The sequence below is a fragment of the Serratia sp. HRI genome, from assembly GCF_010119335.3.
In the GTDB taxonomy this organism is placed as follows: Bacteria; Pseudomonadota; Gammaproteobacteria; order Enterobacterales; family Enterobacteriaceae; genus Serratia; species Serratia nevei.
Genome location: NZ_CP083690.1, coordinates 1393337 through 1406269, shown reverse-complemented (window position 1 = coordinate 1406269; position 12933 = coordinate 1393337). Strand labels below are relative to the sequence as shown.

Annotated in this window: 14 protein-coding genes; 6 read left to right on the top strand and 8 right to left on the bottom strand. The window is 61.7% G+C overall.

Annotation, left to right across the window (positions count from 1 at the left end; translation table 11 throughout):
- Window positions 1-12 precede the first annotated feature (12 nt).
- The 5 genes from trbF (at window position 13) to GF111_RS06865 (ending at window position 5449) form a co-directional block, all read left to right on the top strand.
- Entirely contained in the window at window positions 13-717 is a 705-nt protein-coding gene (trbF, locus tag GF111_RS06885; protein WP_001211312.1) for a conjugal transfer protein TrbF, read from the top strand.
- On the top strand, window positions 714-1706 hold the full coding sequence (gene trbG, locus GF111_RS06880; protein WP_000776560.1) for a P-type conjugative transfer protein TrbG: 993 nt from the start codon (window positions 714-716) through the stop codon (window positions 1704-1706). The genes trbF and trbG overlap by 4 nt, the downstream gene beginning before the upstream one ends.
- 2 nt (window positions 1707-1708) lie before the next feature.
- Window positions 1709-2989, top strand: coding sequence for a TrbI/VirB10 family protein (locus tag GF111_RS06875; protein WP_003092274.1), 1281 nt, complete (start codon window positions 1709-1711; stop codon window positions 2987-2989).
- The gene (locus GF111_RS06870) at window positions 2986-3231 is read left to right on the top strand and encodes a DUF2274 domain-containing protein (protein ID WP_000108283.1); all 246 of its coding nucleotides are present in this window, start codon (window positions 2986-2988) and stop codon (window positions 3229-3231) included. Before GF111_RS06875 ends, GF111_RS06870 begins: the two co-directional genes overlap by 4 nt.
- A gap of 769 nt (window positions 3232-4000) precedes the next feature.
- Window positions 4001-5449 (top strand): GGDEF domain-containing protein, encoded by a 1449-nt coding sequence (locus GF111_RS06865; protein ID WP_038877558.1) that lies wholly within the window; start codon window positions 4001-4003, stop codon window positions 5447-5449.
- A 6-nt stretch (window positions 5450-5455) separates the two neighbouring features.
- On the opposite strand, the gene GF111_RS06860 is transcribed toward GF111_RS06865, so the two are convergent.
- Window positions 5456-5617 carry a YnfU family zinc-binding protein gene (locus GF111_RS06860; RefSeq protein ID WP_216636306.1) on the bottom strand — a complete coding sequence of 54 codons (162 nt, stop codon included), beginning with the start codon at window positions 5615-5617 and terminating at the stop codon, window positions 5456-5458.
- Between the two features lie 81 nt (window positions 5618-5698).
- The gene (locus tag GF111_RS06855) at window positions 5699-6178 is read right to left on the bottom strand and encodes a cold-shock protein (RefSeq protein WP_038877408.1); all 480 of its coding nucleotides are present in this window, start codon (window positions 6176-6178) and stop codon (window positions 5699-5701) included.
- Between the two features lie 166 nt (window positions 6179-6344).
- Here GF111_RS06855 and GF111_RS06850 point away from each other — a divergent pair, with 166 nt between their 5' ends.
- Complete coding sequence (locus GF111_RS06850; protein WP_038877409.1) at window positions 6345-6854, top strand: VOC family protein; 510 nt, start codon at window positions 6345-6347, stop codon at window positions 6852-6854.
- A 36-nt stretch (window positions 6855-6890) separates the two neighbouring features.
- Here the strand turns inward: GF111_RS06850 and GF111_RS06845 are convergent, their stop codons facing one another.
- From GF111_RS06845 to GF111_RS06820, 6 genes are all read right to left on the bottom strand, one after another.
- Entirely contained in the window at window positions 6891-7718 is an 828-nt protein-coding gene (locus GF111_RS06845; protein ID WP_147190719.1) for an amino acid ABC transporter ATP-binding protein, read from the bottom strand.
- Window positions 7719-7727: 9 nt separating this feature from the next.
- A complete protein-coding gene (locus tag GF111_RS06840; RefSeq protein ID WP_004940038.1) occupies window positions 7728-8615 on the bottom strand; it encodes an amino acid ABC transporter permease in 888 nt (295 codons plus the stop codon).
- Between the two features lie 30 nt (window positions 8616-8645).
- The gene (locus GF111_RS06835) at window positions 8646-9173 is read right to left on the bottom strand and encodes a GNAT family N-acetyltransferase (RefSeq protein WP_147190721.1); all 528 of its coding nucleotides are present in this window, start codon (window positions 9171-9173) and stop codon (window positions 8646-8648) included.
- A 9-nt stretch (window positions 9174-9182) separates the two neighbouring features.
- Entirely contained in the window at window positions 9183-10103 is a 921-nt protein-coding gene (locus tag GF111_RS06830) for an ABC transporter substrate-binding protein (RefSeq protein ID WP_047728556.1), read from the bottom strand.
- Window positions 10104-10129: 26 nt separating this feature from the next.
- The gene (locus tag GF111_RS06825; RefSeq protein ID WP_147190723.1) at window positions 10130-11455 is read right to left on the bottom strand and encodes an LLM class flavin-dependent oxidoreductase; all 1326 of its coding nucleotides are present in this window, start codon (window positions 11453-11455) and stop codon (window positions 10130-10132) included.
- 187 nt (window positions 11456-11642) lie between these two features.
- Window positions 11643-12806 carry a M20 peptidase aminoacylase family protein gene (locus GF111_RS06820; RefSeq protein ID WP_047728553.1) on the bottom strand — a complete coding sequence of 388 codons (1164 nt, stop codon included), beginning with the start codon at window positions 12804-12806 and terminating at the stop codon, window positions 11643-11645.
- Between the last annotated feature and the right edge of the window lie 127 nt (window positions 12807-12933).

Genomic DNA, 12933 nt, shown 5'->3' with positions numbered 1-12933 from the left:
AGGAGAACACCCATGCGATTCAAACGACCGCAGGTGCGCTACGCCGATACGCCGCAGCCTGCCACCCCGTATCAAGCCGCCGCCCAGGTGTGGGACGACCGTATCGGCTCCGCCCGCGTGCAGGCGAAGAATTGGCGCCTGATGGCCTTCGGCTGCCTAGTGCTCGCGCTGTTGATGGCCGGCGGCCTGGTGTGGCGCTCGGCGCAGTCCATCGTGACGCCCTATGTCATCGAGGTCGATCAAGCCGGGCAGGTGCGCGCCGTGGGAGAGGCCGCCACGCCGTACCGGCCCGGCGACGCGCAGATCGCGCACCACCTGGCGCGCTTCGTGACGCTGGTTCGCTCGCTGTCCATCGACCCCATCGTGGTGCGGCAGAACTGGCTCGATGCCTACGACTACACCACCGACAAGGGCGCGGCGGTGCTCAACGACTACGCCCGCACCAATGACCCATTCGCCCGCATCGGCAAGGAATCGGTAACGGTGCAAATCACCAGCGTGGTTCGCGCGAGCGACACGTCTTTCAACGTGCGCTGGACAGAGCAGCGCTATGTCAACGGTGCGCCCGCCGGCACCGAACGCTGGAACGCCGTGCTTTCGACCGTCCTGCAAACCCCGCGTACTGAACAGCGCCTGCTCAAGAACCCATTGGGTATCTACGTCAACGGCCTGTCATGGAGCCGCGAACTGGATTCTTCCGAAGGAGCCAAACCATGAAACTTCGTTTCCGCCTTTACGTTGTTCCTTTGACGCTGCTGGCCCTCGCGGGCTGCGCCTCGCAGGGGAAGCCGCCGCCATCCATCTCGCTCGACGAGACGGTGCTGGCCCAGCCGTTGCCCGAACCGCCCAAGCCCGTCGAAGTCGTCGCCGTCCCTGAACCGCTGGCGCTGCCGGCGCAGTTGAAGCCCCTGCCGGAACTCGATGAGGCCCCCGTTGCGCCGGAGCCGGCCGACGAAAAGGTGCGCGTTTCCCGTGCCAATGCAGAAGCGCGTATCGCGCCTACCCGTGAGGGCTACGTCAACGCGATTCAGGTGTGGCCGTTCACCGATGGCGCGCTTTATCAGGTCTATGCGTCGCCGGGGCGCGTGACGGTGGTTTCGCTTCAACCGGGCGAGGAACTGGTAACGGTCGCCGCCGGCGATACCGTGCGCTGGATCGTGGGCGACACGTCCAGCGGCGGCGGGGCCGATCTGCGCGTCAATGTGCTGGTCAAGCCTATCCGCTCCGGTCTGAAAACCAATCTCGTCATCACCACCAGTCGGCGCACCTACCTGCTGGAGCTGACCTCGACCGAGAGGGCATGGATGGCGTCGGTGTCCTGGGACTATCCGAAAGACCGAATGCTCGCGTTGCAGCGCCAGGCGCAGGCAGCGCAGGCAACAACGCCTGTCGATACGGGCCTGTCGCTGGACAAGATCCGCTTCCGCTACGCGGTATCGGGCAGCAACCCGCCGTGGAAGCCTCTGCGCGCCTTCGATGATGGAGAGAAGGTCTATATCCAGTTCCCGCCGGGCATCGCCCAGGGCGAGCTGCCGCCGCTGTTTGTCATCGGCGCGCAGGGCGACGGGCAACTGGTGAACTACCGTTTTCGCTCGCCGTACTACGTCGTGGATCGCCTGTTCGGCGCGGCCGAACTGCGGCTGGGCGGCGATGGCGGCGACGTGGTGCGGATCGAGCGCACCGATGGTGTTGCACGGAGGAACTGACCATGAGCCAGGATGACACTCCCGACCTTGCCGCGCCGCAGGCGGACAAGGTGGCGCCGGAGGCAGTGGCGCTGCGCGCCCAGCCGCGTCCAGTCACACGCCTGAACCGGCGCTCGCTGGCCATCCTTGCCGGCGTCCTAGCGGTCGCCGTGCTCGGCGCGCTGATGTGGTCGCTGCAACCTCATCGACGCAGCACAGGCGAGCAGACCGAGCTTTACAACGTCGATCGCGTGTCAAAGTCGGAAGGACTGGATGCGCTGCCGACGGACTATTCCAAGCTGCCGCCGGCGTTGCTGCCTGCCGTTCCCGAACTAGGGCCACCGCTGCCGGGCGATCTTGGCCCGGCTATCGTGAAGTCGCAGCAACCGGCGACGGCTGCCTACGCGGCCCCCGGTCACGACCCGAACGATGCCCTGCGAAAAGAAGCCGAGGCGGCCGCGGCCTCGTCCGTGTTCTTCCGCTCGGGTGGGCAGAATGCGGCGCCGGTAGCGCAGACACAGGTGGCCGCTGCGCCGGGCTTCGCCGCCAATGCGGCGTTTGACCCGCTGGCGGCCGGGCCGGCCTCCACGGCGGCCCAACCTGCTGACCCGACAGCGGTGCAAAACCGGCAAGACCAGAAAGAGGCTTTCATGAAAGCTGGCCCCACTGAAACCCGTAATTCCGGCAATCTGACTCTGCCAATTTCGCCGTATCAGGTTATGGCCGGAACAGTGGTCGCAGGTGCCTTGGTGACGGGCATCAAGTCGGACTTGCCCGGCGACGTGATCGCCACGGTGACGGAGCCGGTCTATGACACAGCCACCGGGCGCTTCCTGCTGATTCCGCAGGGTTCGCGCATCCTGGGCAAATACAACAGCCAGGTCAGCTACGGGCAGAGCCGCGTTCAAGTCGTCTGGAACCGGATCATCCTGCCGGACACGTCTTCGCTCACGCTCGACAACCTGGCCGGCACCGACCCAGCCGGCTATGCCGGGCTGGAGGACGATGTGGACTACCACTGGGGCCGCATCTTTGCCGGTGCGGCACTCACCACGCTGCTGGGCGTCGGTGCCGAGCTGGCCGCGCCGGAGAACCGGCAGGATGGTGATCGCGTCATCATCGCTGGGCGCGACAGCGCGCAGGACAGCATCAATCAGGTCGGCCAGGAGATGACCCGGCGCAACCTCAACATCCAGCCGACCTTAACGCAACGGCCGGGCCTGCCGGTTCGCATCATCGTCAACCGGGATCTGGTGCTGCGGCCGTACCAGCCGCTGTTCTTCAACCGGGGGACTTCACGATGAGCACGACCAAGAAGCTGCGGCTCGGCCCGCTGCCGAAGACCGAGAGCACCAAGCTGACTTTCGTTTGCCCGACCAGCTTGAAAGTCGACCTCGACCGCTACGCCGCGCTACACGCGCAGGCGTATGGCGAGGCCGTTGATGCGGCGACGCTGATCCCGCATATGCTGGAAGCGTTCATGGCGGGGGATCGAGGATTCAGGAAGGGCACGGCGACCCGCAGCACACCACCGAAGCCGCCATGATTGCACCGCATGCTATTCAACGGCATCCATCGAACGCGCAGCCCAGGCTGCGCGTTCTTCATTCTGGATGCCGCCGAGCCTGTTGGGCTATGATGATGCGACAGGCCCGCCGTTCCTCGGCAATCCAGCACTACACAGTGCGATGCGGCTTTCTCTCCCAACGCTCCTATGTCGCTCCTAGCCGACAACGCCGCTCTTCTTCTAAGCGGCCCCGAAAGGAGCTAACCTACTGTCCCATATACGGTTTCAAGTCCTTCTTGATTTGCGCGAAAGAATTGACACCGGCACTTTTTTGTTGCTAAGGTCTGCTTAAGCTTTCACCGCTATACTGCGCGGCAGCACAGGCATGCAACGTATGGCTGTGTCGTAACTGTCGATTTGCTGTTGTTCAAGCAAGCCCGCGCTATGCGGGCTTTTTTGGGGTTGTTATTGCACGGGCGGCCCAGTTGCAGGAAAATAATCGCGTAGTTATTCAAACATCATTCAACGACCAATAACCACAAGCTTATTAATGTAATTAACGCCGGCGGCGGCCTATTACGCTATGCGCTATGCTGACAGCAGAGTCGGCATTATTTGCTGACGCTATGCGGGTGAGCCCGCTGCGGTCGCATCAGGCTAAGAAAAGTCTGTTAATTAAATGTTAACGTTTTTTATTATTGATTTGTCTGGCTTTTTTGGTTGAAATCCGAGTTGACTATCCCTCACTGGCCGGGCGAGAGAGTATGCACATTATTATTCTGGTTATTAGCGAAATATGGGCGAGGCGATGAACGTCAGAATAAACGCCAGGCATGGCCTGCCTCTGACGGTTCAGCTGATCAATCTTTTCATGCTGGCCTTTTTACTTTCTCTGGTGGGTATTCTTAGCCGGCCGATTGGTTCGCTTTCTTTATTTTGGCCGGTGAATGCGATTCTGCTCGGTCTGCTGCTGCGCAAACCCGTTTACGCCACGCCGCTCGGCTGGCTTACCACTTACCTGGGCATGGTCGCCGCCGATCTCAGCACCGGCGAAGGCTGGTCCCTGGCGCTGTGGCTGAACGCCTGCAACATGTCGCTGATCGCCGTCGGTTACGGCATCATGCTGATGCTGCCCCAGTCGCAACGGCGCATGGGCAAACCCCAGGCGATACTCTATATGTTCAGCGCCAGTCTGGCCGGTGCGGCGGTGGCGTCGACGCTGTCGGTGCTGCGCAACGACAGCCTGTACAACAACACGGTGGTGGTCGCGTGGCTGGCCTGGTTCAGCGAGCAGTTCTCGACGACCTTGCTGCTGTTGCCGGTGCTGATGGCGGCGCCGCGGCTGAAGCAGCTGTTGCGCATACAGGTGCGTTGGCGTTTGAAAGGCTGTCTGCCGCTGCTGGCGCTGCTGCTGTCGCTGATCTTCAGCGTCTATATCGGCGGGCCGGGCGCTATCGCCTTCCCGATCCCGGCACTGCTGTGGTGCGCGGTGCGTTACCAGCTGTTCCCTGTAACGTTGCTGACGCTGTTGACCGGCATGACCGAGATCAGCAGTATTTCCGCCAACCTGGTGCTGTACGAAACGCCGAACAACCACAACGCCTTCCTCGACACGCTGATGTCCGCCCGCTTGGGCATCGCCATGTTGGTGATGGGGCCGCTGATCCTCGCCAGTTCTATCGCCGCCAACCGCAAGCTGATGCGGCGTCTGGAGCACAGCGCCAACCACGATTTTCTGACCGGGGTGCTGGCGCGCAGCGCGATGACGCGCAAAGCGGGCGAGCTGCTGGAGCACAAGCACCGCTCCAAAGAGGCGGTGTCGCTCCTGCTGATCGACATCGACCATTTCAAGCAGATCAACGATACGCACGGCCACAGCGCCGGCGATCAGGTTTTGGCGTCATTTGCGCACATCGTACGGCGCGAGCTGCGCCACGATCAGCTGTTCGGCCGCTTGGGCGGGGAAGAGTTCGCCATCATGCTGCCGCGTGCGCTGGCGGCACAGGGCGTGGCGCTGGGGGAACATCTGCGCCGGCTGGTGGAGCAGGCGGAACTGCAGGCGGAAGGCAAGCAAACGTTGAAAATTACCATCAGCGTCGGCGTCGCCAGCCTGGCGATGAACGAGGTGAAATCGCTGGAGCAGCTGATGAATATGGCGGATATCGCGCTGTATCGCGCCAAATCGCAGGGGCGTAATCGGGTGGAGTCGTTCAATGTGGTGAACGGCAACAGCGTCGAGCATATCCTGTTCCGCTAACCGTTTTCAGCCTTGCCTGGGCTCGAAGCGGGTTTCGCAATTAGGGCAAATCAGTATCACGTCTTGCAGCATTGCCGCGCATTTTTGCCGGGTAACATAGCCGCATTTAGGGCAGACGATTTGGGTGGAGCGGTTGATAAAACCTTTAACGCTGATGGAATCGGACATATCAATAGCCTGTGTCAGGTGAAAACTCACGCTAACACAGGCGACGACAAATTTCGTTGGTTATTTTCTGTACGCAGAGGCTTACAGGCTTTTCAGCGCCTTGATGGTCTCATCCATGTCGATCTCGTGCTCGGAGAAGGTATGGGTGGTGTTCTGGAAAGTGGTAATGGTCAGCATGCGCAGCGTTTGCATGGTCTGCGCCTGGTCTTCTGACTGCGGGCGAATGCGGTTCATCAGCAGGCCGACCGACAGCACGGTGTTCTCTTTATCCACGTCGGCTTTGACCGGCACTTCCTTGGTGAAAGTATTGAAAGACTTGATGCTGGCGATCTTGATTCTTTCGTTGGCGATGATGATGTATTTGCTGGGCGCCAACACTTTGACCGCATAAGCCGACGGGCCCTTGGTGTTGTTGGTCGGTTCGAAGGTCACCGCCGCATTTTTCTTAATCAGCTCCGGGTTCTGCACTTTAATCACGTGAAAATAACGATTTTCTCCGTTCTCGTCGGTAATAAAGCCGAAGCCTTTGTCTTCAAAAAAAGTCGTTATCTTGCCGTTCATCGCTATTCTCACAAAAGGGTTCTATACAGCGCTTATGATAGCGCGGAATGACTTGCAGCGACAGATTGCGCGGGCGGCATTTAGTCATGCGATAACGGCATTTAGCGGCTTTCTCCCCACATGCTATGTTCATGCTGACTTCATTCAATGCGAAAAAGGAATAGCGATGGGCATCAAACGTCTCAATCACGCCGTGCTGTATGTCAGCGATGTGCGGCAGAGCGCCGACTTTTATCATCAGGTGTTGGGGTTCAAGCTCAAGCCGTCCGACAGCCCCGATCGGGCGGTGTTTACCCAGGCCGCCGATTCGGACAACGATCACGATTTGGCGCTATTCAGCAAGAACCTGGGCCAGCAGCGCGCCGGGGTCTTTCGCGCCAACAACGAGCCGCCGGCGGAGCATGAGCCACCGGCCGGGCTGTACCATCTGGCCTGGGAAGTGGATAGCCTGGAGGAGCTGGAGCGTATTCGTCACCAGCTGGCCGAACGCGGCATTCTGGGGCTGGAAGAGGATCACGGCGTGCACAAAAGCATTTATGGCCACGATCCGGACGGGCTGCTGTTCGAGGTGACCTGGTTTATTCCGCCGGCGTTGCTGACCGACGAGGACAAAAACCAGCAGGGGATCCGCCCGCTGGACTTCGCCGCCGAGAAACGGCGTTTCGCCGGCCGGTAAGCGGCTCGGGTACGGGGCGCCACGGCGCCCTGACGATCACAGCACTTTGTTGAGAAAGTTGACGGTGCGCGGATGCTGCGGCTGAGCCAGCACTTGCTTGGCGTCGCCCTGCTCGACGATTTGCCCGTCGACCATAAACACCACCCGATCCGCCGCTTCGCGCGCAAAGCCGATTTCATGGGTGACCACCACCAGCGTGACGCCCAGATCCGCCAATCCCTTTATCACGTCCAGCACTTCGCCGACCAGCTCGGGATCGAGCGCGGAGGTCGGTTCATCGAACAGGATCACCTTCGGGTTCAGCGCCAGCGCGCGCGCGATGGCGATGCGCTGCTGTTGGCCGCCGGAGAGGTGGCGCGGGTAGGCGTCCGCCTTATGGCGCAGCCCGACCGTATCCAGCAGCTCATAGGCTACCGCTTTCGCCCGTTCACGGGAGTGGATCTTGTGCACCACCGGCGCTTCGATGATGTTTTCCAGCACCGTCAGATGCGGGAACAGGTTAAAGTTTTGGAACACGTAGCCGACGTTGATGCGCTGCCGGAGGATGGCCTTTTCCTTCAGCTCGTACAGCCGGTTGCCCTTGCGGCGGTAGCCGACGTAGTCGCCGTCGATGCGGATAAACCCCTCGTCGACGCGCTCCAGATGGTTGATCGCCCGCAGCAGCGTCGATTTTCCGGAGCCGGAAGGCCCGAGGATCACGGTCACGGTGCCCGGCTGCAGCGTCAGGCTGACGTCGTCCAACGCCTTGTGTTTGCCGAAGAACTTGCTGACGTTGCTGATTTCGAACAGGCCGCGCGCCGGCACCGGGGTGAGGTTGCGTACCGGCTGTTCGGGCAAGGCGTAATAATCAATGGCTTCAGACATGCGGGTCTCCTAACGTTTTAGCCAGCCGGCCAGTTTCTGCCAGGGCGTCGGCGGCAGTTCGCGCACCGCGCCCCGGGCGAAATAGCGTTCGATGTAGTATTGGATCACCGATAGGGCGGTGGTGATGAACAGATACCAGACGGTGGCCACCATCAGCAGCGGTATCACCTGCTGGGTGCGGTTATAGATCACCTGGATGGTGTAAAACAGCTCCGGCAGCGCCAGCACGTAAACGATTGAGGTGCCTTTCGCCAGACTGATGATCTCGTTGAATCCGGTCGGAATAATGGATCGCAGCGCCTGCGGCAGAATGATGCGGAAGGTGCGGCGATAGCCCGGCAGGCCCAGCGCCGCCGCCGCTTCGTGCTGGCCGTAATCCACGCCCAGGATGCCGCCGCGGATGATCTCGGCGGTATAGGCGGACTGCACCAGCGTCAGGCCCAGCACCGCCACGGCGAACTGGCCGAGAATGTCGATGGTCGGATAGCTGGCGAACACCACGGAGGTGAAGGGAATGCCCAGCGAGATGGCGTCGTACAGGTAGGAAAAGTTGTACAGGATGATCAGCACCAGAATCAGCGGCAGCGAGCGAAACAGCCAGATATAACCCCAGGCCAGCGACGCCAACAGGTAAGAGCGCGACAATCGCGCCAGCGCCAGCAGGGTGCCGAACAGGATGCTGAACAGCGTGCCGAGCAGCGTCAGCAGCAGGGTTTGCCCCAGCCCAGCCAGCACCGCCGGCGCGAAGAACCACTCGGCGAACACGCCCCATTCCCAGCGCGCGTTGCCCGCCACCGATTGCACGATGGCAGCCAGAATAAACAGCGAAAACAGCGCGCCGATCAGCCGCAGCGGATAGCGGGCGGGCACCACTTTCAAGACTTCTTGTTTGGACATGTCATGTCTCCTGATACAGATAAAGGGGCCTTAGGCGATTTTCCTTTCCGACGCGCAACAACACGCGCCCTCTGCAATCAGGTTTTTGCGGAACGGCAGGCGGCCATCGTAGGGTGGGCGGCTGTAAACCTCGCTGTCGACGGTGGGATCGAACTGCGGCTGATACCCGTTGCTCAGATACAGGCCCACCGCTTCGGGCTGGCGAAAGCCGGTGGTCAGATAGAGCCGGTGATATCCCTGCGCCAGCGCCAGCGTTTCGAGCTGCTGCAACACCCGCTGTGCCAGGCCCTGGCGACGCAGATCGCCCCGCGTCCAGATGCGCTTCAGCTCGGCGGTTTGTGCGTCATAGTGTTTAAAGGCGCCCATGGCGATCGGCGCACCGGCGCGCAGCAGCACGATGAAGGCCCCCTGCGGCGGCGCGTACAGATCCAGCGGTTCCGGTTCCTGGTCACCAAAATAGTCGCCGTAACGCCGGCGATATTCGCCGAACAGCCCCTCGATTACCGGGGCGATCAGCGGGTCGGTCGGCAGCGTCTGAATGAAGGTGTCTTGCGTCATCGCGCGCTCCTAATCGCCCAGGCCGGGCGGGTTGATTTCCGACTGCGCAAGGCGTTCGACGCTCTCGCCCCAGCGGTTGAGCACCCGATCGTACTGCCCGCCGCGGATCGCGCCGTTCAGCGCTTCGTTCACCGCCTGCACCAGGCCGTTGCCTTTACGGGTGGTGACGGCGATGTGTGCCGCCTTGGGCCAACCGCCTTCCACCGTGCCTGCCAGCCGGGTGCGGCCGTTCAGCGCCGCTTTATAGGCGCCCAGCACGTTCGGCCCGAAGTAGGCGTCGGCCCGGCCGGATTGGATCGCCAGCGTGGCGGCTGCATCGTCGGTCACGTAGATTGGCTGGAAAGGTTTAAGCCCCTGCTGCCGATTCTGCTTGTCCCATGCCAGCAAGATGGCTTCCTGATTGGTGCCGGAGCCGACGATAATTTTTAATCCGGCGATATCGGCAGGCTGTTTGATCGTCGCGATCTTGCCGCCGGTTTTGACATAAAAGCCGAGCGAGTCGATGCGGTAGGTAGCGAAGTCGAAGCGGGTTTTGCGCTCTTTGGTCACGGTGACGTTGGTGATGGCCGCGTCATACTTGCCGGAAACCACCCCCAGCGGCCAGTCTTCCCACGAGGTTTGCACCACGTTAAGCGTTAGGCCCAGGCTGTCGGCCACCAGCTGAGCGATATCCACCTCGCTGCCGATCAGCCGCCGGTTGTCGGCGGCGAACAGCGCCAGCGGCGGCGTGTTGAGCGCGGCGATCGCGACGGTGAATTGGCCCGGCTTCACGAAGTGGAAATCGGCCGGCAGTTTGGCGATCGCCTGCGGGTTTTTCGGCGCGTGGATCGGGGTTTCATTGGCCTGCAAATCGATGCCGGTGCCCGCCTGTGCGGCGCCGGTCAGGCTCAGCAAGGCCGCCACGAGGGCGGCAGTAACGGTTTTCTGCATAGCGGGTATCCCTGAAAGCGATCTTATCATTGGGTGAATCTGTTCAGCGGGCGCTTCAGGCCCAGGTGCTCGCGCAGCGTGTCGCCGTGGTACGCCTGGCGGAACAGGCCACGCTGTTGCAGGACGGGCACCACCCGATCGACGAAGTGGCCGAAGGCGTTGGGCGTACCGCCGCTGATGATGAAACCGTCGGCGGCTTTGCCGTCGAACCAGCGCTGCAGACCGTCCGCCACCGCTTCCGGCGTGCCGCTGAACACCGGGCGCGGCGAGGCGGCTTCCAGCGCCACCTGGCGCAGCGTGAGGTTGCGCTCGCGGGCGCTGCGCTTGATGGCGTCGGTGGTGCTGCGAAAGCTGTTTTGCCCCAGATCGCCGATGTCGGGGAAGGGCGCGTCCAGCGGATGGCGGGCGAAGTCGTAATGCTCGAAGTAGCGGCCGAGGTAGTTGAGGGCGTTCTCGATGCTGACCAGGCGGGCGGTTTCCTGGTACTGGCGCTCGACGTCCGCGTCGTCGTCGCCGACGATCACGCTGACGCCCTGGAAGATGCGCAGATCGTCCGGTTCTCGCCCCTGTTCCACCAGCTGTCGCTTCACGTCCTGATAGAAATCCTGTGCCTGTTCCAGCGTGTCGTGATGGGTGAAGATCGCATCGGCGTGTTGGGCCGCCAGCCGTTTGCCGTCTTCGGAGGCGCCGGCCTGGAACAGGATCGGGCGCCCCTGCGGCGTGCGGCCGATGTTCAGCGGCCCCTGTACAGAGAAGAACTCCCCCTGGTGATTGAGAGTGTGCAGTTTGCCGGTGCGGAAGAATTCGCCGCTGGTCTTATTACGCACGAAGGCGTCGTCTTCCCAGGAGTCCCACAGCCCTTTGGCGACGTCGAGAAATTCGCCGGCAATGCGGTAACGCAGGCTGTGTTCCGGGTGTTCAGTGCGCGAGAAGTTTTTGGCCGAGCCTTCCAGCGGCGACGTCACCACGTTCCAGCCGGCGCGGCCGTGGCTCAGGTGATCGAGGCTGGCGAACTGGCGGGCGACGGTGAACGGATCGCTGTAGGAGGTGGAGAGGGTGCCCACCAGGCCAATTTTATCGGTGGCGGCGGACAGCGCGGCCAGCAGGGTGAGCGGTTCGAAACGATTAAGAAAATGCGGAATGGATTTTTCGTTGATATATAACCCGTCGGCGACGAAGACGAAATCGAATTTCCCCTGTTCGGCTTTTTTCGCCGAGGCGATATTAAATTCGAGGTTAATGCTGGCGTCGGCGGTGGCGTCCGGGTGGCGCCAGGCGGACATATTTCCCGATGCGCCATGCAGAATGGCACCCAGGCGCAATTGCCGTTGATTATTCGCGTTGTCGCTCATCGTGATTATCCTGTCATGCGCCGCAGAGGCGCGCGGTGTTTGATGGGTCCACTATTGATGAGCGGCGGCGGGATGTAAAACAACAAAACAGCATATTCAAATGTTGAAAATTGCAAATATCACGGCGAGCGAAATAATAAGGCCCGACGCGGCATGTGCGGCGTCGGGGAAATACTATTTTCATTATTCAGGCGTTGCTGAGGGCTTTTTCCGGCGCGGTGGTTAATTGTTGCAGCGTGCGTTCCGCCAGCAGCGTGAAATATTGCGCCGCGGGGAACAGGGCCCGTTCATCGGGATTGAAACGCGGATGATGCAGGCCGAACTCGCTGGCGGAACCGATGCTGACAAATACCCCCGGTACATGATGCAGATACAGCGCGAAATCTTCACCGCCCATCTGCAACTCCGCCTCTTCGACCCGGTAGCCGGCCTCGGCGGCAACGGTTTTGCTGAACGCCGCCCAATGCGGGTCATTGATCACCGCCGGCGGCCCCGGCTGCCAGCGGAGTTCGGCCTGCGCACCCAGCGCGGCGGCTATGCCGTCGATTACCTGGCGAATCTTGTCCGGCATCTGGCGGCGCACCGCGTCGCTGTGGGTGCGCACCGTGCCTTCCAGCTCCACGGTTTGCGGCAGCACGTTCCAGGTATTGCCGCCTTCGATGCGCGTTACGCTCACCACCAGCGATTCCAGCGAGCTGAAGCTGCGGCTGGGCAGCGTCTGCAGGGCGCCGACGATCTGGCTGGCGGTGACGATGGTGTCGACGCCCTGTTCCGGTTTGGCGGCGTGCGCACCCTTGCCGGTGATGAGGATCTGGAAGCGATCGACGTTGGCGTAGAACGGCCCGGCGCGGGTGGCGAAGGTGCCGGTGGGCAGCTCCGGCGCATTATGCAGGCCAAACACCGCGGCGACATTATCCAGCGCGCCGGCGTCGATCAGGTGCCGGGCGCCGTTGAAGGTCTCTTCCGCCGGCTGGAAGAAGAGGCGTACCGTGCCGGGCAGGTCGGCCTCACGCGCTTTCAGCAGGTGTGCGGCGCCGAGCATCACTGAGGTATGAAAGTCGTGGCCGCAGGCGTGCATCACGCCGCGGTTTTGCGAGCTGAAGGGCACGTCGGCGATTTCGTCGATCGGGAGAGCGTCAATGTCGCCGCGCAGCGCGATGATCGGCCCCTTGCCGCTGCCGATCTCTGCCACGACGCCGGTTTTCAGCGCCAGCGGCAGCAGGCGAATGCCCGCTTCTTGCAGCCAGCGCGTCAGTCGGGCGGTGGTGGCGAATTCGTGATTGGAAAGCTCCGGGTTTTGGTGCAGCTCACGCCGATAGGCGATGATTTTGTCTGCCAACTGGCTGGTCATAGGCTTGGCTCACAGTGGGAAATAAACCCTAACCCTAGTGCAGCGGCCGCCGAAGCAAAAAGACCATCTGGTTATATTTCATAGCGATTGCGTCTGCACGGGAGCGTCAACGCTGGGGGAAGCGGGC